Source organism: Streptococcus mitis subsp. hohhotensis, from assembly GCF_020089495.2.
GTDB lineage: Bacteria > Bacillota > Bacilli > Lactobacillales > Streptococcaceae > Streptococcus > Streptococcus hohhotensis.
In genome coordinates this window covers 1-19,812 of sequence record NZ_JAIRCA020000017.1, presented here as the reverse complement: position 1 = coordinate 19,812, position 19,812 = coordinate 1, and the positions used below count along the sequence as shown (strand labels likewise).

The following is a 19,812-nucleotide window of genomic DNA, read 5'->3' as shown; positions in this document are numbered from 1 at the left end:
TAGGAAGCTAGCCACAGGTTGCTCAAAGCACTGCTTTGAGGTTGTAGATAGAACTGACAAAGTCAGTAACATATATACGGTAAGGCGACGCTGACGTGGTTTGAAGAGATTTTCGAATAGTATTAGAATAAATATCTACTCTATTTTCTATTATAGCCTCTTACTGGCCTTTTGTCTTTAAGCAACTGACCACTAGATAAAACAAAGAGAGCCTATCGCTCTCTCTGCTTGCATTTCACTCTCTATAGAATAGAATGAAAATTATTTAGCTGCTTTTGAAAATGTTACAACGTAATTATAATCTTTCCCATTAGATTGATATACATAGTCCTCTTTGAAAGTGTATCCGCGTTTGCTCAACTCTTCTTTCTTAGCTTCAACTTGGCTCTTGACAGCTGCTTTAACCTGTTCATTTGATAAACCTTCCGCAATTTCAAGAGAAGTTCCATTGATATCTCCTAGGAAACCTGCAATGTCTTTCATTTTATCAAAGTTATAAAATACATTTACTTTGACCTTTTGAGGAGCTGGCTGTTCTAGACTTCTACGATTTCTGCTAGCGCGTGGTTGAACTGCTGGAGCCATTCTGAAACCTGAAGTTCCTGTAGCCTCCTTAGTGAATGTAACGACGTAGTTATAATTTTTCACAGTAGTATCTTGTTCAAAAATAATGTCATTTTTCACATGATACCCTCTAGTAGCTAAGTCTTTTATCTTGGCTTGAATTTTTTCTTTTACTAGCTCTTTTGCCTGTGCTTCACTCGTTCCTGCAGGAATTGTGACAGTGTTATTTTCTCCCGGATCAGATAGGAAGCCATGAATATCTGGCATTCCAGCGAAGTTATAGCTAATATTTACAGTCCCATCTGGTTCTGATGTTGAACGTGCCACTCTTCTTGCTCTTGCTTGAACCGATGGGGCATTTCTAAAACTTGAAGCCCCTTCTGAAGTTGAAGAAGGTTGGGTTGGAGATGCTGTTGCTGCATTCCCTGAATCATTTGTAGCTTCCTCAGATGGAGTATTGGAAGGTTCTGACGTTGTTTCAGAGCTACCTGATTCTCCAGCTGGCTGTGTAGTGGAATTGGTATCGCCTGATGTGACCGGTGCTTCTTCACTTGGGGTTACCGGTGACGATGTTGAATCACTTGGTTGGGTAGCTGTTGAGTCACCTGTAGGAGTTGTAGATGGCGCTCCTGACTCGTCTGAATGATTACCTGTTGATGGAGATGTAACTGAAGAACCTGATTCACCGTCTTTTGGTGCCGGTGTCACTGGTTCTTCCACTTTTGGTGCGGGGGTCGCTGGCTCGTCTGATTTTGGTGCTGGGGTCGCCGGTGATTCAGAACTTGGATTTGAAGCTACAGGTTGATCTATAGTTTCCACATTTGAAGTAGTATCATCTGTTACTGAACTTGATGACTCTGAATTCCCTGCTTCATTTGTAGCACCTGCAGATGGAGTATTGGAAGGTTCTGCAGTTGTTTCAGAGTTACCTGTTTCTTCAGCTGGCTGTGTAGTGGAATTGGTATCGCCTGATGTGACCGGTGCTTCTTCGCTTGGGGTTACTGGTGACGATGTTGAATCACTTGGTTGGGTAGCTGTTGAGTCACCTGTAGGAGTTTCAGATGGTGTTCCTGACTCGTCTGAATGATTGCCTGTTGATGGAGATTCAACTGAAGAACCTGATTCATCTGCTTTCGGTGCGGACGCTGCTGGTTCTTCTACTTTTGGCGCTGGTGCCACTGGCTCATCCACCTTTGGCGCTGGAACTTCAGAACTTGGATTTGAAGCTACAGGTTGTTCTGTAGTCCCTGTGTTTGAAGTAGTATCATCTGTTACCGGACTTGATGTTGCTGCATTACCTGAATCATTTGTAGCATCTGTAGATGGAGTATTGGAAGGTTCTGCAGTTGTTTCAGAGTTACCTGTTTCTCCAGCTGGCTGTGCAGTGGAATTGGTATCGCCTGATGTGACCGGTGCTTCTTCGCTTGGGGTTACCGGTGCTGGAGTCGTTGGTTCCTCTACTTTCGGCGCTGGTGTCGATGGTTCTTCCACTTTTGGCGCTGGAGACACTGGTTCTTCTGCTTTTGGTGCTGGTGTCGATGGCTCCTCCACTTTTGGTGCGGGTGTCGATGGTTCTTCTGCTTTTGGCACTGGAGATACTGGCTCTTCCACTTTCGGTGCTGGTGTCGTTGGTTCCTCTGCTTTCGGTGCTGGAGTTGTTGGCTCCTCTACTTTTGGTGCGGGTGTCGATGGTTCTTCCACTTTTGGCGCTGGAGTCGCTGGTTCCTCTACTTTTGGTGCGGGTGTCGCTGGTTCTTGCACTTTTGGTGCCGGTGTAGCTGGTTCTTCTGCTTTCGGTGCTGGAGCCGCTGGTTCTTCCGCTTTTGGCGTTGTTGCCATTGGCTCTTCTGTTTTTGGCTCAGTTGCTGCTGGTTCTTCTGATTTTGGTGCCGGTGTAGCTGGCTCCTCCACTTTTGGTGCTGGAGTCGCTGGCTCCTCTGCTTTTGGCGTGGTAGACGCTGGTTCTTCTGATTTTGGCGCTGGGGTCACTGGTTCTTCTGTTTTTGGCTCAGTTGCTACTGGTTCTTCTGCTTTTGGTGCTGAAGTCGCTGGTTCCTCTACTTTTGGTGCTGGAGTCGCTGGTTCCTCTACTTTTGGTGCTGGAGTCGCTGGTTCCTCTACTTTTGGTGCTGAAGTCGCTGGTTCTTCTGATTTTGGCGCTGGAGTCGCTGGTTCTTCTACTTTTGGTGCTGGACTCGCTGGCTCCTCCACTTTTGGTGCTAGTGTCGCTGGTTCTTTCGCTTTCGGCGCAGGTGTCGTTGGTTCCTCTACTTTTGGTGCTGGTGTCGCTGGTTCTTCCACTTTCGGTGCCGGTGTCGCTGGTTCCTCTGCTTTCGGCGCTGGTGTCGCTGGCTCTTCCGCTTTCGGCGCTGGTGTTGCTGGATTCTCTTCTTTCGGGGCCGGTGTCACTGGCTCTTCCACTTTTGGCGCAACTGAGACTAAGGTTTCTGATTTCGGTACTGATACTGCTGGTGTTTCCACAACTACTGGTGCCGTTTGTTTAACAGTAGTAGTTTGCTCTCCAGTTACAGTATCTGTCTTTGTTTCAACTTCATAACTTTGACAGCTACCAGAATTATCAATCGACACTCGCTGTCTTTTGACTTCTGTATTTCCATCTTTTAGAAAAGCTTCTTCGCTAAAATATAATTTATTATTAGCAAAAATCAAATCTCTATTTGCAATACGATTTATCTCAACCAAACTATCAACAGATAACCCCGTTGCTCCACTAATAGCACTCAGTGTATCTCCCCACTTAATTGTGTAGTGTGATAAATTGTCTATATTTTGAATATCAGCTTTTACTTCTGCAACTGTTCTGGCTACCCAAACACCATCTTGTTCATTAGCTGAAACAGTTGGAGCTAAAAAGCCCAGTCCCAATAAAATCACACCTGTCGCAACAATTGCACCAGTTCTTAATTTTCTAAAGCCACGTAGGGATAATGTCCCTCTAACATTTGTTTGTCTCATTGTTTTCCTCACTATTTTATATTTGTAAAAGGCAAAGTCAGCCACAGCAGGCTCATCTACCTTTGCAGTATGTAAAGGTATCTACAGGTTTTCTATTTATTTAAAAGCAAATTATGAATAAATTTTTATGCATATTTGAATATAGAAATTGTAAATTGTTCTTCCACTGAATTCCACGATTTTAGTATATCATATCCACCAGCAAAAGTACAAAGAAAGCGATTGAAAGCAATGATTTTCACCACTGCTTTCGGCTCTATTTTGTATTGTTAAATATCCATTCTCTATCCACCATTCTGGAATAGAAAAACAAGATGCAGTCTCTGTTTTAGACTAATTTTTTCAAACTTATTCGCTATCCAGCAGAAGCTCTTTTGGTTGTTTTCTAAGGAGATTGCTTGAAGCAAGCGCCATAACGAGAACCACTAGAACCAAGGCTAGGACAAAGACGATGATAAAGTCTGATGTCTGAATGGAAATGTCTAGACTTGACAAGGTCTTGCTAAAGCCATCTACTTCTGCACCACCACCAAGGTTAGAGGCTTGAGCTGCCTTGCTAGCCTGCTTGGCAACACCTGAAGTGACATTGGCAAGGACAGTATTTCCGATTGCACGCGCTGTGTAAGTAGCTAAGAAGTAAGCGGAAACAAGAGCAGGGATGGCAATCAAGATGGATTCAGTGATGAATTGACCCAAGATACTTGCCTGCTCGAGACCGATAGAGAGGAGAATTCCCACTTCCTTGCGACGGGCATTGATCCAAAGGCTGAGCAAGAGGGCAAGGAGAAGGACTGAGAAGCTCAAGCTACCCCAGAAGAGGAGATTGGCCATCTTGTACATACCAGAGATGGATTGCTCAAGAGCTGGGTAGTTAGATGAGCTCTTAACAAGTGTATAGCTCTTCCAGTTGATACCACTGATGCCATTCAACTCTTTCATAACATCATCCAAGTTCTTATCCGCTGTTACAAAGAAGGTTGCGTCCCCATAAATAGCTGTGTCTTCTGTGTATCCATAAAGTTTAGCAGCCGTATGGATGTCTGTGATTGCTGTATTTTCATAGAGTTCTTGTGAGTAGGTTACTGCTGACTTATTATGACCATCAAAGAGTCCCTTGATTGTCACTTCGACTGTTTCCTTGGCACCTTTTTCATTGTCTGCATCATAGACATTGGAGTCTAGTTTGACCTTATCCCCGACTTTCCAGCCGTGTTTGGCTGCCAAGTCCTTGTGCAGGAGGATCTTGTCCTTGTCATCGTTGGTTAGGTGCTCACCTTCGACCAGCTTATAAGAACCAGAGACAAACTTGTCTTCTTTAGAGGAGTCATTGACACCTGTAATCATCAAGCTACTTCCAAAATGTTTGGCACGGTCAGGAGTCAGATTTTTCTTGGTTTCTGGCGTTTCGATGAGTTCATATCCAGTCAAATCTCCAATGGCATTAATGCGTTTAACATAAGACTCAATGGCCTTGTTTTCGGTGATTTTTTTGATATCTTCACCCTTGATATTCCCAGCACCACGTGGCGTCCCTTGATTAACGCGACGATTGATTTGCATGGAGAAGCTATTGGTGATATTTTTAAATGTCTCCTGAGAAGCCTTGGCAGTAGCTCCCTTGATCGACAAGCCGACCAAACTCAAGCTCGCCATGAGGAGAATAATCAGGAAGATGACAATCGATTTGAAAAACTTCCTTGTAACATAGGCAAATGCGTTGTGTAACATAGGTTCCCTTTCTAGATTTTATTCTATTTTATAGTTCGAACAGAAAAAGCTCATATTATTTCGTCGTATTGCGAGTTTCAGTCAGTTTCTTGTCCTTCAATTCAAGTGTAATATCTGACGCTTGTGCCACTTCTTTGCTGTGGGTTACGACAATTACACATTTACCTGTTTTCTGGGCAAGTGATTTGAGCAGTTCGACAATATCTCCAGCAGTTTTAGGGTCCAGATTTCCCGTTGGCTCATCTGCTAGAATAACTGGAGCTGCTGATACCAAACTACGAGCAATGGCAACACGTTGTTGTTGACCACCTGATAACTGGAGAACATTCCGCTTAATCTGACTTTCATCCAAACCAAGCTCAAGAAGTGTATCCTTACTTGCCTTTTTGTTGACCAAGCGGATATTTTCCAGTGGAGAAAGATAATCTATCAAGTTATAATTTTGAAAGACCAGGGAAATATGGTGCATGCGATGGTAAGAATAACCCTTCTTACGAATGTCCTCTCCTTGGAAAAGTATAGAACCTTCAACAGGACTATCTAGACCAGCCAGTAGGGACAAGAGTGTGGATTTTCCTGCTCCTGACTCACCAATAATACTGTAAAATTTCCCGGGTTCAAAATTATAATTGATCTGATATAGGACTGCTTCAGCAGTGTTCTTATAACGGTAGGTAACATCTTGTAATTGTAATAAAGTCATGATTTCTCCTTCTTAACTAATAGATGATAAAATTTCTTTCGGCGATTTTCTAAATAAGAATAGGAAACAAATGGCTACAGATAAGCAACTAATCAATAACAGAAAGACATAGGACTCTGCAAAAGATAAGATGCTGGTTGATAAACTGCTTGCTTTGGCTAGTGTATCTTGTAAGCTTGCCTGTTCTCCACTGGCTAGGACAGTTTGGAGCAGATAGGATGTAATGGCATTTCCAGCGATAAAGGATGGAAGCAAAGCACCGAGAGATACCAAAACAACCTCTAAACAGAATTGTAGGAAGATTGAACTCTTACCTTTTCCAAGTGCCAGTAAAATCCCCACTTCGTAGACCCTTTCTCTCAACCAGAGAGACAAGACCAAAATTAAGGCTCCAGCTCCTGCTATCAACATCCCATAAAGGAAGATGATGAGGAAGGTTTGGAAAGTTGCAACTGAGTCTTTGATTTGTTCAAAAGCCTTATTTTCCTTTTCAACTTGATACCCTTGATTTTCCAAGGCCAAGTTTTCTACCTGCTTCATGAATCCGTCCATTTCCTTAGGATTTTCTACATAGAAGCGAGCTGCAGTAACTTGAGGTTCACTATTCCCAAAAAGGGTCTGGCTACTGTCATAGTCTGTAAAGACCTGGTTTTCACTGAAGTCAGAAGACAAGCCTGTGAATTTCTCCTGTTTTTTACCAGAAAAGATGCCAACAATCTCAAACTCCACTGTTTGCCCTTTTCCAGCTTCTGACTGACCAGCATCTAAGGCAATCTTGTCATGAAGCAAAAGACTATTCTTCTTAGCCAGCTCTTCGTGGATCAGGATTTTCTTGGAATCCCCTTTTTGAAGGTGTCGCCCTTCTTTTAGGTTGAAAGCTGAACTGGTAAAGGTAACATCCTTAGATGAATCTTCAAGAGCCGTTAAGCTAACCAAATTCTTATCCGCAGCTGACAAATCATCACGCTCCACGCTCTGCTCGCCACTCACTACTTCCTTATCTTTCAGTTTTGCGACCGTCTCGAGTTCAGGAGAAACATTTTCCAGTCCCTTAATCTTGCTTACAGATACTAGGTCCGACAGATTGAAAGTCTGACCATTTTCTATCTTCTTAATAGAAAAAGATGTGTTGAGTGATTTGTAAAGATTGGTTTCAACCGTTTTGTTGGACTTCATCAGCGTCAAACAAGCTGAAATTCCTGCTAATAGGATCAATAAAATCAGAAATAAAATAAAACTTCTCAACCGTTTTCTGCTGACATAGGCCCAAGCTCTTTGGATTGGATTCATTTGTCACCTCCATATTTGTAAGACTATTATAAAACCCAAATATGAAATGTTTATGAAATGCGAAAAAAGAGCAAAAATTTTTTGCTCTACGTAAATTAGATAAAAAACAAAAGAGCTAGCCTAAGCTAACTCTTATCCTATGCGGAGAGAGGGACTTGAACCCTCACGACCTAAAGCGGTCACAGGATCCTTAGTCCTGCGCGTCTGCCAATTCCGCCATCCCCGCGTCGATTACTTTACTAGTATATCAACTTTTGAGATGCTTGTCAATACTTTTTTCAATTTTTTTCAGATAAATTACTCTGAAAGTTCATTTAAATTTTCATCTACTAACTTAGCTCCAAGTGTATTTTTGAAATGGCCTAGAGCAAATTGATGATTTTCAGGCCAGATAGAAGCAACGGCTGGTTGAACAATCTCGATATCATATCCTAGATTATAGGCATCTATAGCTGTATGTAGGACACAGATATCGGTCAAAACCCCTGTTAAGATAACTGTAGAAATTCGACGCTCTCTCAAGCGGATATCCAGGTCAGTCCCTGAAAAAGCTGAGTAATGGCGTTTATCCATCCAAAAGACACGACTGTCTGAACCATGCTCTTGATAAAATGTACCCAAATCTCCGTATAAATTGCGTCCACTAGTCCCAATCAAATTGTGAGGAGGAAATAGCTTGCTTTCTGGATGGAAACAATCGTTTTCTTCATGAGCATCGATAGTAAAGAAGATGTAATCTCCGCGTTCAAAAGCTAACCGAGTCACCTTACTAATGGCTTCCGAAATAGCTTGAGCTGGAGCACCTGCTGTCAATTTACCACTGTCGGCAACAAAATCTTCTGTATAATCAATCGAAATCAAAGCTTTAGTCATTAGTAATCTCTTTTCTTCACTTCTTCAAAAATATCTGAAATCAAGACCTTAAGATAGGTTCCCTTCATTCCAAGTGAGCGACTTTCAATAATCCCTGCAGACTCAAGTTTACGAAGAGCATTGACAATCACAGAACGGGTGATTCCGATACGGTCTGCAATCACAGACGCAGTCAACTGCCCTTCATTTCCATTTAATTCCCCTAAAATCGCTGAAACAGCACGAAGTTCGGAATAAGAAAGGGTGTTAACCGCCATGGTGACAGCAGTACGGCGACGGATATTTTTCTCATCTTCTTCACGCTGGAAGTTGAGGAGTTGAATCCCAACAACGGTACTGGCAATCTCAACAAGGATCAAATCCTCATCTTCGAATTTTTTATCATTGCGCCAAATAATCAAAGAACCAAGGCGAATCCCTGATACATGAATCGGTGCAATGGTTGTCAAGCCATCTGGAAAATCCGAACGACTCTCTACAGGGAAAATACTCAAATCATGATCAACTGTCAGATTTGCTTCTGTATCGTAAATCATGTTCGCACCTTGAATGTAGTCATCTGGGAAAATCTTAGTTTGGAAGAACTGCTCTACACGATCCGTATTGGTTTTATAACGCATAAAATAGCCAAGGAGACGTCCCTTGCTATTTACGATACAAGCATTACAATCAATAATATCTGCCAGTTGACGCGTAATCGCATTGTAGGGAAGTTCTTCCTGCAACTGCTCCTCCGAGCGCTTCAGGATAGAAGTAATTTTTCTTGTTTTTTCTAATAAATGTGCCATTTTTCACCTCGAATTTAATCGCTATCATTATAACATAAAAAGCTTGAATTTTCAATTATTATCTGAAAATTGCTTATTTAATTGCAATTTAGACTAGCTGAAATATTTTAGAAAAATAGATTTTTATCATTGACAAACTAATTTATTTTTGATATCATATTATCATAAGAAGTTGGATGGATAATACCTTTCCATTTCACCTATCCTTTGCTATCACCATCTTCTTTCACCCTTGGTCTCCTTATATAAAAAAGCGATTCATTTTGAACCGCTTTTTCTTATTTGTCGCCCTTGTTACGAATAACAAAGCCTGTTTGCTTTTCGCTTGAAGTATTGCGTGGTTTTTTATTGTCTTTATTACGGTAACGTCTGTCTTTATCAAAACGATCATTGCCACGACTTCCTTTTTTGAAATCATCACGACGACCATTGCCACGGCGATTATCACGACGGTCATCTCCACGACGACCTCCCTTAGTTTTACCACCGAAGCCATTACCTGATGGTTTAAATGGCAGTGGTTTTTCACGTGCAATCTCCACTTCTGGAAGGCTATCCGGATCTTGAACAGTCAGACTCAAGATATACATAGCCAATTCTTCTGGAGTAAATTCGGCAGCTAGCTTACGAGCATCCTTACCAAATTTCTCAAAGTTGGCACGGATAGTCTCATCTGCAAAATCACGTTCAATTTTCTTGAGAGCTACATGTTTTTTTGCTTGGAAGGCTTCTTCTGCACTTGCAGGTTTGAGACCTTTCATACGTTTCTTAGTCAAGTTTTCAATAATTTGAAGGTAGCCCATTTCATTTGGAGCAACAAAGGTAATCGATTGACCTGACTTACCAGCACGACCTGTACGACCGATACGGTGAACATAACTTTCAGGATCTTGTGGAATATCGTAGTTATAGACATGGGTCACACCTGAAATATCCAAACCACGCGCTGCCACGTCTGTCGCAACCAAAACATCAAGGTTACCGTTTTTAAAGTCACGAAGGACACGAAGACGTTTGTTTTGGTCTAGGTCTCCATGAATCCCTTCTGCACGGAAGCCACGAATTTTAAGACCACGAGTCAATTCATCCACACGGCGTTTGGTACGGCCAAATACGATAGCAAGTTCTGGTTGTTCCACATCCATGAGACGTGTCATGGTATCAAATTTTTCTTGTTCTTTAACACGGATGTAGTATTGGTCAACCAATTCTGTTGTCAATTCCTTGGCAGCAATCTTCACATGTTCAGGTTCTTTCATAAACTGAACACCAATACGTTTGATAGCATCTGGCATAGTTGCTGAGAAAAGTAAGGTTTGACGGCTTTCAGGGACACGAGAAATAATAGCTTCGATGTCTTCAAGGAAGCCCATGTTGAGCATTTCATCCGCTTCGTCAAGGATGAGCGTTTCAATATCTTGTAATTTCAAGGCCTTGCGTTTAATCAAGTCCAAAAGGCGACCAGGTGTTCCCACCACGATATGGGCACCAGATTTAAGAGCCTTAATTTGTTTTTCAATGCTTGATCCACCATATACTGAGCGTACTTTCACTCCCTTGCTACGACCAAAGCGGAAGAGTTCCTCTTGACTTTGGACAGCGAGTTCACGAGTTGGAGCGATGACCAAGGCTTGGATGGTTGCTTCTTCTGTACGAATTTTTTCAAGGGTTGGCAAGCCAAAGGCTGCAGTTTTCCCTGTACCAGTCTGTGCTTGACCGATAACGTCCTTACCTTCAAGGGCCAAGGGAATAGTTTGTTCTTGGATCGGACTAGCTTCTACAAAACCAGCTTTTTCAATCTCTGCTAGCAAATCAGCAGACAAGTTTAATTCATTAAATTTCACGTTTTTCTTCTTTCTAAAGGTGGTGCGAAGCCACCCTATAGGGCTTATTTTATACTTTTCTTTTTATGACGTATTTTCATATACTGGATACAAAATCGTGTTGCTTCTTTTCCACAAAAGAAAAGTACTGTTTTCTTTGCAACCTATCTAGTATAACACAAGACCAGAGCAAAAGATAGTTAAATCCGTCGATAAAGTCATGTAAACGATTTTCCTTAGAAAATGAAGATAAAATTTCCACTATTTCATTAACTTTTTTAAAGCGTAGCAGAATTGTGCAAAAGTTTTTTTCTTGTGCTAGAATGAAAGTCGAAAAGGAGGAATTCTAAATGTTAACTTATGATTTAATCGTTATCGGATTTGGTAAAGCTGGTAAAACACTAGCTGGTAAATTGGCTTCAGCTGGCAAAAAAGTTGCCCTCGTTGAACGTAGCAAAGCTATGTACGGTGGAACTTGTATCAACATTGGTTGTATCCCAACTAAAACTTTGCTAGTTGCTGCTGAGAAAGACTTGTCTTTTGAAGAAGTGATTGCTACCAAAAACACTATCACTGGTCGCCTCAATGGTAAAAACTATGCTACTGTCGCAGGTACAGGCGTGGATATCTTTGATGCGGAAGCTCACTTCCTTTCAAATAAAGTCATCGAAATCCAAGCTGGTGATGAAAAGAAAGAACTGACCGCTGAAACAATCGTCATCAACACTGGTGCTGTTTCAAACGTCTTGCCAATTCCAGGACTTGCTACAAGCAAAAATGTCTTTGACTCAACAGGTATCCAAAACTTGGACAAATTGCCTGAAAAACTTGGTGTCCTTGGTGGCGGAAATATCGGTCTTGAATTTGCTGGTCTTTACAATAAACTTGGAAGCAAGGTTACAGTTCTAGATGCCTTGGATACTTTCCTACCTCGTGCAGAACCTTCCATCGCAGCTCTTGCTAAACAATACATGGAAGAAGACGGTATTGAATTACTTCAAAATATCCGCACTACTGAAATCAAAAACGATGGTGACCAAGTGCTCCTCGTAACTGAAAACGAAACTTACCGTTTCGACGCCCTTCTCTACTCAACTGGACGCAAACCAAATGTAGAACCACTTCAACTTGAAAATACAGATATTGAACTAACTGAACGTGGTGCTATTAAAGTAGACAAACATTGTCAAACAAACGTTCCTGGTGTCTTTGCAGTTGGAGATGTCAACGGTGGCCCTCAATTTACTTACATTTCACTGGATGACTTCCGTGTTGTTTACAGCTACCTTGCTGGAGATGGCAGCTACACACTTGAAGACCGTCTCAATGTACCAAACACTATGTTCATCACACCTGCACTTTCACAAGTCGGTTTGACTGAAAGCCAAGCAGCTGATTTGAAACTTCCATACGCCGTTAAGGAAATTCCTGTTGCAGCAATGCCTCGTGGTCACGTAAATGGAGACCTGCGCGGAGCTTTCAAAGCTGTTGTTAATACTGAAACAAAAGAAATTCTTGGAGCAAGCATCTTCTCAGAAGGTTCTCAAGAAATCATCAACATCATCACTGTTGCTATGGACAACAAGATTCCTTACACTTACTTCACAAAACAAATCTTCACTCACCCAACCTTGGCTGAGAACTTGAATGACTTATTTGCGATTTAAGTTAAAATCTCATCTTAACTAACAGCCCTCTGTGGGCTGTTTTTACTTCTGCAGAATCTCAAATCCGTCTTTTCCCTCTTTTGTGATATAGTAGCCAAACTTTATTTAGCAGTCCTAATTATATATTGAGTTTCAGGTCACTCTTTCAAATATCAGCAATACATATGACTTTGAATAACTCGCTTCAACTCATCGTTTTATGAGTAATTTAAAAAGATATTTTGCAATGATTGTTTCGTGCCTAATTAGGTAAATTAGGCACTCTTCGCGCGAGTCGTATGTATATTTTCATCGAAAGAATACTTCAAATTTCTTCGTTCTTGATAATATGAGCAATACTCCGCAAAATGTTTAAACTTTATCATTGTAAAAAATATCGAAAGAAATCCCATATTACATTAGTATATATTTGGTATGGGATGAAATTGACTTTCGAAAATATTAACTATATAATGTCTGTAAACAAGAAACAATGAGGTAACGATATGAATAAAACAGAATTACTATTACAAAGACTAGATGATATTGGTCAGTCTCTAAAAGATTCTAGACAAGCACTAGCTTTGCTGGCACTTGGTTCTTGCGGATCAGAAAGAGAACGATTGGATCAGTACTCCGATTTGGATTTCTTTGTTATTGTAAAAGATGGCTACAAGCAGGCCTATATCCAGGATCTAACTTGGTTAAGTAATCTAGAACCAATTGCATTTCACTACCAAAATACAGTGGACGGACATAAAGTTCTATTTGAAGATGATGTTTTTTGTGAATTTGCTATCTTTGAAGCTCACGAACTAGTAAACATTCCTTTCGCTGAAGGCAAAATTATCTGGAAGGAGGTCGGTTTTGATGGAACAATCTGCCAGCCACAAAGATTGCCATCAAAAGAAAATAGAGATCGTGAATGGCTGTTGGGAGAAATTTTATGCAACCTATATATAGGACTAGGTCGCTATCAACGAGGGGAAAAATTGGCTGCTTATGATTTCATCCAAAACAGATCTGTCAAGCTCTGGACTGAACTAATCAATTTGGAAAAAACTTCTAAATCTAATTTTATAGATATTTTTAACAGCAACAGACGATTTGAAAAAGGTTATCCAAATGAAGCCAAACAATTACCCTACTTTTTGCAAGGTTACGAACGAATTTCTGAATCTGCTCAGGCACTCCTAGAATATCTTGATAAACACTATCCTCTTAACGCATTTATAAAAGAAAAAATTCGTAATTTATTATAAAAGAGACTTTCCAAAAAATAATCTAAATCCCAAAAGTTAGGTATCTTTGTCAACTATAATGGATTAATGAAATTTTAAAACCTGCAGAAGGTAATTGATGTCCTCTCCTTTCTTATGTTCAGAGCAAGAAAGATTTATTTCTTAAAGTTGCCAAAGTTATCAAATTCAAAGATATTGTATTTGATTGGTTTAATCAGAACCTAAAAAGCACCTCTAAGGTTACTTCTTTAGTTGATCTTAGAGGTTACTTTAGTTATTGGACTACTGGGCGCAGTATGATATAATAGAAACATGAAATTAAAAACTACTTTGGGTCTCCTAGCTGGGCGTTCTTCCCACTTCATCTTGAACCGTCTTGGTCGTGGAAGTACGCTCCCAGGAAAACTTGCCCTTCAATTTGATAAAGATATTTTACAAAATCTAGCTAAGAACTACGAGATTGTCGTGGTCACTGGAACCAACGGGAAAACCCTGACAACTGCCCTCACTGTCGGCATTTTAAAAGAAGTTTATGGTCAGGTTCTGACCAATCCAAGCGGTGCCAATATGATTACAGGGATTACGACAACCTTCTTGACGGCCAAATCCTCTAAAACTGGGAAAAACATTGCCGTTCTAGAAATCGATGAAGCCAGTCTATCTCGTATCTGTGACTATATCCAGCCAAGCCTTTTTGTCATCACGAATATCTTCCGTGACCAGATGGACCGCTATGGTGAGATTTACACAACTTACAAGATGATTTTGGATGCCATTCGTAAGGTTCCTACGGCTACTGTTCTCCTTAATGGAGACAGTCCACTTTTCTACAAGCCAGCTATTCCAAATCCTGTAGAGTATTTTGGTTTTGACTTGGAAAAAGGACCAGCCCAGCTGGCTCACTATAATACAGAAGGGATTCTCTGTCCTGACTGCCAAGGCATCCTCAAATATGAGCATAATACCTATGCAAACTTGGGTGCCTATATCTGTGAAGGCTGCGGATGTAAACGTCCTGATCTCGACTATCGCTTGACAGAACTGGTTGAGTTAACCAACAATCGCTCTCGCTTTGTCATAGACGGCCAAGAGTACGGTATTCAAATCGGTGGACTCTACAATATCTACAACGCCCTAGCTGCGGTTGCTATTGCTCGTTTCCTCGGTGCCGATTCCCAACTCATCAAGCAGGGATTTGACAAGAGCCGTGCTGTCTTTGGACGCCAAGAAACCTTCCATATTGGTGACAAGGAATGCACCCTCGTCTTGATTAAAAATCCAGTCGGTGCGACCCAAGCTATCGAAATGATTAAACTAGCACCTTATCCATTTAGCCTATCTGTCCTCCTCAATGCCAACTATGCAGACGGTATTGATACCAGCTGGATCTGGGATGCTGATTTTGAACAAATCACTGAGATGGACATTCCTGAAATCAATGCTGGCGGTGTTCGCCATTCTGAAATAGCACGTCGTCTACGAGTAACTGGCTATCCAGCTGATAAAATTACTGAAACAAGTAGTCTGGAACAAGTTCTTAAAACCATTGAGAACCAAGACTGTGAGCATGCCTATATCCTAGCAACTTATACTGCTATGCTGGAATTCCGCGAACTGCTGGCTAGTCGTCAGATTGTTAGAAAGGAGATGAACTAATGGTTTATACTTCACTTTCCTCAAAAGCTGGCAATTACCCCTATCAGCTCAACATTGCCCACCTCTATGGAAACCTCATGAATACCTACGGGGACAATGGAAACATCCTCATGCTCAAGTATGTGGCTGAAAAACTAGGAGCCCATGTGACGATTGACATCGTTTCACTTCATGATGATTTTGATGAAAACCACTACGACATTGCCTTTTTCGGTGGCGGTCAAGACTTTGAACAAAGTATTATTGCAGACGACCTACCTGCCAAAAAAGAAAGCATTGACAACTACATCCAAAACGACGGTGTGGTTCTGGCTATCTGCGGTGGTTTCCAACTATTGGGTCAATATTATATTGAAGCTTCAGGGAGACGTATCGAAGGGCTAGGTGTCATGGGGCACTACACCCTCAACCAGACCAATAACCGTTTTATCGGGGACATCAAGATTCACAATGAAGATTTCGATGAAACCTACTATGGATTTGAAAATCATCAGGGCCGTACCTTCCTCTCAGATGACCAAAAACCACTGGGACAGGTTGTCTATGGAAATGGAAATAACGAAGAAAAGGTCGGCGAAGGTGTTCATTATAAGAATGTATTTGGTTCTTACTTCCACGGGCCTATCCTCTCTCGTAATGCCAATCTGGCTTATCGCCTAGTCACTACCGCCCTCAAGAAGAAATATGGTCAGGACATTCAACTCCCTGCTTATGAGGACATTCTCAGCCAAGAAATCGCTGAAGAATACAGCGACGTCAAAAACAAGGCAGACTTTTCTTAAACAAAGTGAAACTATATCAAAGAACTCCGTTATCTTGTCGGAGTTTTTTTGTCTTTTCTTTTACCCTTCTCCCTTGCATTTTCTCTCATTTTTTGCCAAAATAGAGGGGTAGAAAGAAGGTAGCATATGTCTAAATTACAACAAATCGTAACATATCTTGAATCAGAAAAACTAGACGTCGCTGTCGTATCTGACCCCGTCACAATCAATTACCTCACTGGCTTTTACAGTGATCCCCATGAACGCCAAATGTTCCTCTTTGTTCTAGCGAATCAGGAACCTCTCCTCTTTGTCCCAGCCCTTGAAGTGGAACGTGCAAGCAGCACCGTTTCCTTCCCAGTTGTCGGCTATGTGGATTCTGAAAACCCATGGCAAAAAATGAAACATGCTCTTCCACAACTTGACTTCAAACGTGTCGCTGTTGAGTTTGACAATCTCATCTTGACCAAATATCATGGCTTGAAAACAGTTTTTGAAACTGCTGAGTTTAACAACCTCACTCCTCGTATCCAACGCATGCGCCTCATCAAATCAGCTGATGAAGTGCAAAAAATGATGGTTGCAGGTCTCTATGCTGACAAGGCTGTTAATGTTGGCTTTGATAATATTTCTCTTGATAAGACAGAGACAGATATCATTGCTCAAATTGACTTTGCCATGAAACGTGAAGGCTATGAAATGAGCTTTGATACCATGGTCCTGACAGGTGATAATGCTGCAAATCCACACGGTATTCCAGCAGCAAACAAAGTTGAAAATGATGCTCTTCTCCTCTTTGACCTTGGTGTTCTAGTCAACGGCTATGCTTCAGATATGACTCGTACAGTCGCTGTTGGTAAACCAGACCAATTCAAGAAAGATATTTACAACTTGACTCTTGAAGCCCAACAAGCTGCTCTTGACTTTATCAAGCCGGGTGTGACTGCCCATGAAGTGGACCGCGCTGCCCGTGAAGTCATCGAAAAAGCTGGTTATGGTGAGTACTTCAACCACCGTCTCGGTCATGGTATCGGTATGGATGTCCATGAATTCCCATCTATCATGGAAGGAAACGACATGGTCATCGAAGAAGGCATGTGCTTCTCTGTTGAACCAGGTATCTATATCCCTGGTAAAGTCGGTGTTCGTATCGAAGACTGCGGTGTTGTTACCAAGGATGGCTTTGACCTCTTTACAAGCACCAGCAAAGACTTACTTTATTTTGATTAATATTCATCTAATACTCAATGAAAATCAAAGAGCAAACTAGGAAACTAGCCGCAGGTTGCTCAAAACACTGTTTTGAGGTTGTGGATAGAACTGACGAAGTCAGTAACCATATCTATGGTAAGGCGATGTTGACACGGTTTGAAGAGATTTTTGAAGAGTATAAAATCTTTCCACAATAAAACGCATAGTATCAAGGTTTTCAACACCTGATACTATGCGTTTTTCTTATTTGAAAGACTTTTTACTCAGCCCCTTTATACTCAATGAAAATCAAAGTGCAAACTAGGAAGCTAGCCGCAGGTTGCTCAAAACACTGTTTTGAGGTTGCAGATGGAAGCTGACGTAGTTTGAAGAGATTTTCGAAGAGTATTACTTAATCTTCTTGATACTTTGACTAAGGATAAATCCTACAATCATCCCTACCATATTTTGCATGAAATTTGGTAAAATTTCTGGTAGGGCTGATGCCCAGCCATTCATCAATGTAGAACCCAAGGCGTAACCCCCTACCATGGCAATCGTTGCTAAGATAAGGCCTAACCACTGAGTTTTCCCTTTAAATCCTGCGAAAAATCCCTGCAAGCCATGGTTAACCAAGCTAAAGAACATCCACTGAGGATAGCCTGATAAGAGGTCAATCAAGAAACCTGCTAGTCCTCCTACTACAGCCCCTTCACGACTACCAAAGTAGAAAGCCGTAAAGAAGACACCTGCATCTAAAAGAGTTAGAATGCCTGTCGGTGTTGGAATTTTTAAGAAATAACCTAGAACCACAGAGAGGGCGGTTAATAGGGATACAAGGGCGATTTTAGTTGTTTTGGTTTGCTTCATATTGTCTTACTCCATACTGATCTGCTTGTGCAATAGCACGATAAACGAAAGCCTTAGAGCTTTCTACTGCTGGTAAAAGTTCATCACCTTTAACCAAGTGACTGGCAATGCTAGAGGCAAAGGTACAACCTGCACCAGCATTTTGCCCTTGGATAACAGGATTTTCTAGGACTGTAAAGTTTTGTCCATCATAAAAGACATCCACAGCCTTGTCCTGACTAAGGCGATTGCCTCCCTTGATAATGACTGCTGGCGCTCCTAAGTCATGCAATTTCTGTGCTGCAGCCTTCATGTCTTCCAAGGTTTTAATTTCCTGACCAGCCAATAATTCTGCTTCAGGAAGATTAGGTGTAATCACACTGACATAAGGGAAAAAACGAATCAGTTCTTGGCAGAGCTCACTAACAGCCACATCGTGAGTTTCCTTGCAGACCAAGACAGGATCCAATACCACAGGCACTCCTGGACGTTGCTTGATAAAGTTCAAGGCCTTCTCAGCCACACTGACAGTAGGAAGAAGACCAATCTTAATACCTGCAAATTCCACATCACGCAAGCTATCTAATTCATGTTGAAAAATGGTATCGTCAGTTGGAAAGACTTCAAATCCTTTTTCTGTCAAGGCTGTCAAACAAGTCACTGCTACAAAGCCATGCAAGCCGTTCAAGGTATAGGTAGCCAAATCAGCTGACAGGCCACCACCACTAAAAATATCATTTCCAGAAAGTGCTAAAATACGATTATTCTTCATAACGAATCTCCTTTAAATATAAACCATTTGGTGCTGCAGTGGGACCCGCAAGCTGCCTGTCCTTTTTCTCCAAGATCAGGTCAATCTGCTCTACTGGCATTCGATTATTTCCGATTTTGAGCAGTGTCCCCACCATATTGCGAATCTGTTTATACAAGAAACCATTTCCTGAAAAGGTAAAGGTCAAAAACTGACCTGTCTCATCAACTGCTAAACTAGCTTCTGTGATGGTGCGAACCTTATCCTCTACACTAGTCCCAGAGGCTGTAAAACCGGTAAAATCATGGGTTCCCTCTAGCTTTTTGATTGCAATCTGCATCTGTTCCACATCGAGTGGATAGGGAAAGTGAGTGGCATAGTGACGGCGCATAGGATTCTTGGGACGTCCTCTATCCACAATAAACTCATAGGTCTTGCTATGTCTAGCATAACGGCAATGAAAATCATCTGACACAAGCTCAATCGAAACCACATCAATATCTTCAGGGGACTGGGTGTCAAGAGCAAAACGGAGTTTCTCCTCATTCATCTGACAGGGCATGTCAAAATGAATAACCTGTCCCAGAGCATGAACCCCACTATCTGTCCTACCAGCACCGTGAACAATAATAGCTTGCCCCTTATTTAACCTGGTCAAGGTTTTTTCAATTTCTTCCTGAACGCTACGCGCATGGGGCTGGCGCTGAAAACCAGCAAAGGCGTAACCATCATAGGAAATAGTTACTTTATATCTCGTCATAACTTCTATTTTATCAAGAAATTAGTCTCGTAACAAGCTAGAAAATTTATAATTGTCTGGGTACAATATTTCCCAAAAGAAAAACTTAGGAAACCAATCCGAGCCTACTGAAAAAGTCATCAAATTGATGGCTTTTTTGTTATACTAGAGATGAGGTGAAATGATGCTTGATAATCAGTTAACTATGGATGTCAGTCCTTATTCTAGTTTGT

The 19,812-nt window shown here is 41.4% G+C and carries 16 protein-coding genes and 1 tRNA gene; 6 read left to right on the top strand and 11 right to left on the bottom strand.

Annotated elements, in window-relative coordinates:
• Window positions 1-261 precede the first annotated feature (261 nt).
• The 8 genes from K4Z77_RS07520 to cshA form a co-directional block, all read right to left on the bottom strand.
• Window positions 262-3,540, bottom strand: a complete 3,279-nt coding sequence (locus K4Z77_RS07520; RefSeq protein WP_263432416.1) for a LysM peptidoglycan-binding domain-containing protein — start codon at window positions 3,538-3,540, stop codon at window positions 262-264.
• A 348-nt stretch (window positions 3,541-3,888) separates the two neighbouring features.
• Window positions 3,889-5,268, bottom strand: a complete 1,380-nt coding sequence (gene vex3, locus K4Z77_RS07515; protein WP_224218936.1) for an ABC transporter permease subunit Vex3 — start codon at window positions 5,266-5,268, stop codon at window positions 3,889-3,891.
• A 55-nt stretch (window positions 5,269-5,323) separates the two neighbouring features.
• Window positions 5,324-5,971 carry an ABC transporter ATP-binding subunit Vex2 gene (gene vex2 / locus K4Z77_RS07510; protein ID WP_224218935.1) on the bottom strand — a complete coding sequence of 216 codons (648 nt, stop codon included), beginning with the start codon at window positions 5,969-5,971 and terminating at the stop codon, window positions 5,324-5,326.
• A gap of 12 nt (window positions 5,972-5,983) precedes the next feature.
• Entirely contained in the window at window positions 5,984-7,261 is a 1,278-nt protein-coding gene (locus tag K4Z77_RS07505) for an ABC transporter permease (RefSeq protein ID WP_224218934.1), read from the bottom strand.
• Window positions 7,262-7,401: 140 nt separating this feature from the next.
• A tRNA-Leu gene (locus K4Z77_RS07500) sits at window positions 7,402-7,487 on the bottom strand.
• 71 nt (window positions 7,488-7,558) lie between these two features.
• Window positions 7,559-8,134, bottom strand: a complete 576-nt coding sequence (locus K4Z77_RS07495; RefSeq protein WP_050242007.1) for a cysteine hydrolase family protein — start codon at window positions 8,132-8,134, stop codon at window positions 7,559-7,561.
• Window positions 8,134-8,922 carry a GTP-sensing pleiotropic transcriptional regulator CodY gene (gene codY / locus K4Z77_RS07490; RefSeq protein ID WP_000940740.1) on the bottom strand — a complete coding sequence of 263 codons (789 nt, stop codon included), beginning with the start codon at window positions 8,920-8,922 and terminating at the stop codon, window positions 8,134-8,136. Before codY ends, K4Z77_RS07495 begins: the two co-directional genes overlap by 1 nt.
• A gap of 278 nt (window positions 8,923-9,200) precedes the next feature.
• Window positions 9,201-10,766 carry a degradosome RNA helicase CshA gene (gene cshA / locus K4Z77_RS07485; RefSeq protein ID WP_061087749.1) on the bottom strand — a complete coding sequence of 522 codons (1,566 nt, stop codon included), beginning with the start codon at window positions 10,764-10,766 and terminating at the stop codon, window positions 9,201-9,203.
• A gap of 329 nt (window positions 10,767-11,095) precedes the next feature.
• Here cshA and K4Z77_RS07480 point away from each other — a divergent pair, with 329 nt between their 5' ends.
• The 6 genes from K4Z77_RS07480 to K4Z77_RS07455 all read left to right on the top strand — a co-directional run bounded on the left by K4Z77_RS07480 (window position 11,096) and on the right by K4Z77_RS07455 (window position 17,458).
• Complete coding sequence (locus K4Z77_RS07480; protein ID WP_049535119.1) at window positions 11,096-12,412, top strand: FAD-containing oxidoreductase; 1,317 nt, start codon at window positions 11,096-11,098, stop codon at window positions 12,410-12,412.
• 485 nt (window positions 12,413-12,897) lie between these two features.
• The gene (locus K4Z77_RS07475; RefSeq protein WP_224218933.1) at window positions 12,898-13,653 is read left to right on the top strand and encodes a hypothetical protein; all 756 of its coding nucleotides are present in this window, start codon (window positions 12,898-12,900) and stop codon (window positions 13,651-13,653) included.
• A 291-nt stretch (window positions 13,654-13,944) separates the two neighbouring features.
• Window positions 13,945-15,288, top strand: coding sequence for a lipid II isoglutaminyl synthase subunit MurT (gene murT / locus K4Z77_RS07470; RefSeq protein ID WP_224218932.1), 1,344 nt, complete (start codon window positions 13,945-13,947; stop codon window positions 15,286-15,288).
• A complete protein-coding gene (gene gatD / locus K4Z77_RS07465) occupies window positions 15,288-16,070 on the top strand; it encodes a lipid II isoglutaminyl synthase subunit GatD (RefSeq protein WP_224218931.1) in 783 nt (260 codons plus the stop codon). The genes murT and gatD overlap by 1 nt, the downstream gene beginning before the upstream one ends.
• A 126-nt stretch (window positions 16,071-16,196) precedes the next feature.
• Window positions 16,197-17,279 carry a M24 family metallopeptidase gene (locus tag K4Z77_RS07460; RefSeq protein ID WP_224218930.1) on the top strand — a complete coding sequence of 361 codons (1,083 nt, stop codon included), beginning with the start codon at window positions 16,197-16,199 and terminating at the stop codon, window positions 17,277-17,279.
• Between the two features lie 17 nt (window positions 17,280-17,296).
• Complete coding sequence (locus K4Z77_RS07455) at window positions 17,297-17,458, top strand: hypothetical protein (protein ID WP_281461993.1); 162 nt, start codon at window positions 17,297-17,299, stop codon at window positions 17,456-17,458.
• A gap of 190 nt (window positions 17,459-17,648) precedes the next feature.
• Here the strand turns inward: K4Z77_RS07455 and K4Z77_RS07450 are convergent, their stop codons facing one another.
• From K4Z77_RS07450 to truA, 3 genes are read right to left on the bottom strand one after another with little or no spacing between them, the layout of a single operon-like run.
• On the bottom strand, window positions 17,649-18,110 hold the full coding sequence (locus tag K4Z77_RS07450; protein WP_125429461.1) for an ECF transporter S component: 462 nt from the start codon (window positions 18,108-18,110) through the stop codon (window positions 17,649-17,651).
• Complete coding sequence (locus K4Z77_RS07445) at window positions 18,088-18,861, bottom strand: bifunctional hydroxymethylpyrimidine kinase/phosphomethylpyrimidine kinase (protein ID WP_224218929.1); 774 nt, start codon at window positions 18,859-18,861, stop codon at window positions 18,088-18,090. Before K4Z77_RS07445 ends, K4Z77_RS07450 begins: the two co-directional genes overlap by 23 nt.
• Complete coding sequence (gene truA, locus K4Z77_RS07440) at window positions 18,851-19,600, bottom strand: tRNA pseudouridine(38-40) synthase TruA (protein WP_224218928.1); 750 nt, start codon at window positions 19,598-19,600, stop codon at window positions 18,851-18,853. The genes K4Z77_RS07445 and truA overlap by 11 nt, the downstream gene beginning before the upstream one ends.
• Between the last annotated feature and the right edge of the window lie 212 nt (window positions 19,601-19,812).

What these genes read in the sequence shown, in the direction of transcription:
- K4Z77_RS07520 (WP_263432416.1), bottom strand. Translation starts at nt 3,540, where the DNA reads ATGAGACAAACAAATGTTAGAGGGACATTATCCCTACGTGGCTTTAGA.
- K4Z77_RS07445 (WP_224218929.1), bottom strand. Translation starts at nt 18,861, where the DNA reads ATGAAGAATAATCGTATTTTAGCACTTTCTGGAAATGATATTTTTAGT.
- K4Z77_RS07495 (WP_050242007.1), bottom strand. Translation starts at nt 8,134, where the DNA reads ATGACTAAAGCTTTGATTTCGATTGATTATACAGAAGATTTTGTTGCC.
- codY (WP_000940740.1), bottom strand. Translation starts at nt 8,922, where the DNA reads ATGGCACATTTATTAGAAAAAACAAGAAAAATTACTTCTATCCTGAAG.
- vex3 (WP_224218936.1), bottom strand. Translation starts at nt 5,268, where the DNA reads ATGTTACACAACGCATTTGCCTATGTTACAAGGAAGTTTTTCAAATCG.
- K4Z77_RS07475 (WP_224218933.1), top strand. Translation starts at nt 12,898, where the DNA reads ATGAATAAAACAGAATTACTATTACAAAGACTAGATGATATTGGTCAG.
- gatD (WP_224218931.1), top strand. Translation starts at nt 15,288, where the DNA reads ATGGTTTATACTTCACTTTCCTCAAAAGCTGGCAATTACCCCTATCAG.
- murT (WP_224218932.1), top strand. Translation starts at nt 13,945, where the DNA reads ATGAAATTAAAAACTACTTTGGGTCTCCTAGCTGGGCGTTCTTCCCAC.
- K4Z77_RS07455 (WP_281461993.1), top strand. Translation starts at nt 17,297, where the DNA reads ATGAAAATCAAAGAGCAAACTAGGAAACTAGCCGCAGGTTGCTCAAAA.
- K4Z77_RS07480 (WP_049535119.1), top strand. Translation starts at nt 11,096, where the DNA reads ATGTTAACTTATGATTTAATCGTTATCGGATTTGGTAAAGCTGGTAAA.
- K4Z77_RS07460 (WP_224218930.1), top strand. Translation starts at nt 16,197, where the DNA reads ATGTCTAAATTACAACAAATCGTAACATATCTTGAATCAGAAAAACTA.
- K4Z77_RS07505 (WP_224218934.1), bottom strand. Translation starts at nt 7,261, where the DNA reads ATGAATCCAATCCAAAGAGCTTGGGCCTATGTCAGCAGAAAACGGTTG.
- K4Z77_RS07450 (WP_125429461.1), bottom strand. Translation starts at nt 18,110, where the DNA reads ATGAAGCAAACCAAAACAACTAAAATCGCCCTTGTATCCCTATTAACC.
- vex2 (WP_224218935.1), bottom strand. Translation starts at nt 5,971, where the DNA reads ATGACTTTATTACAATTACAAGATGTTACCTACCGTTATAAGAACACT.
- truA (WP_224218928.1), bottom strand. Translation starts at nt 19,600, where the DNA reads ATGACGAGATATAAAGTAACTATTTCCTATGATGGTTACGCCTTTGCT.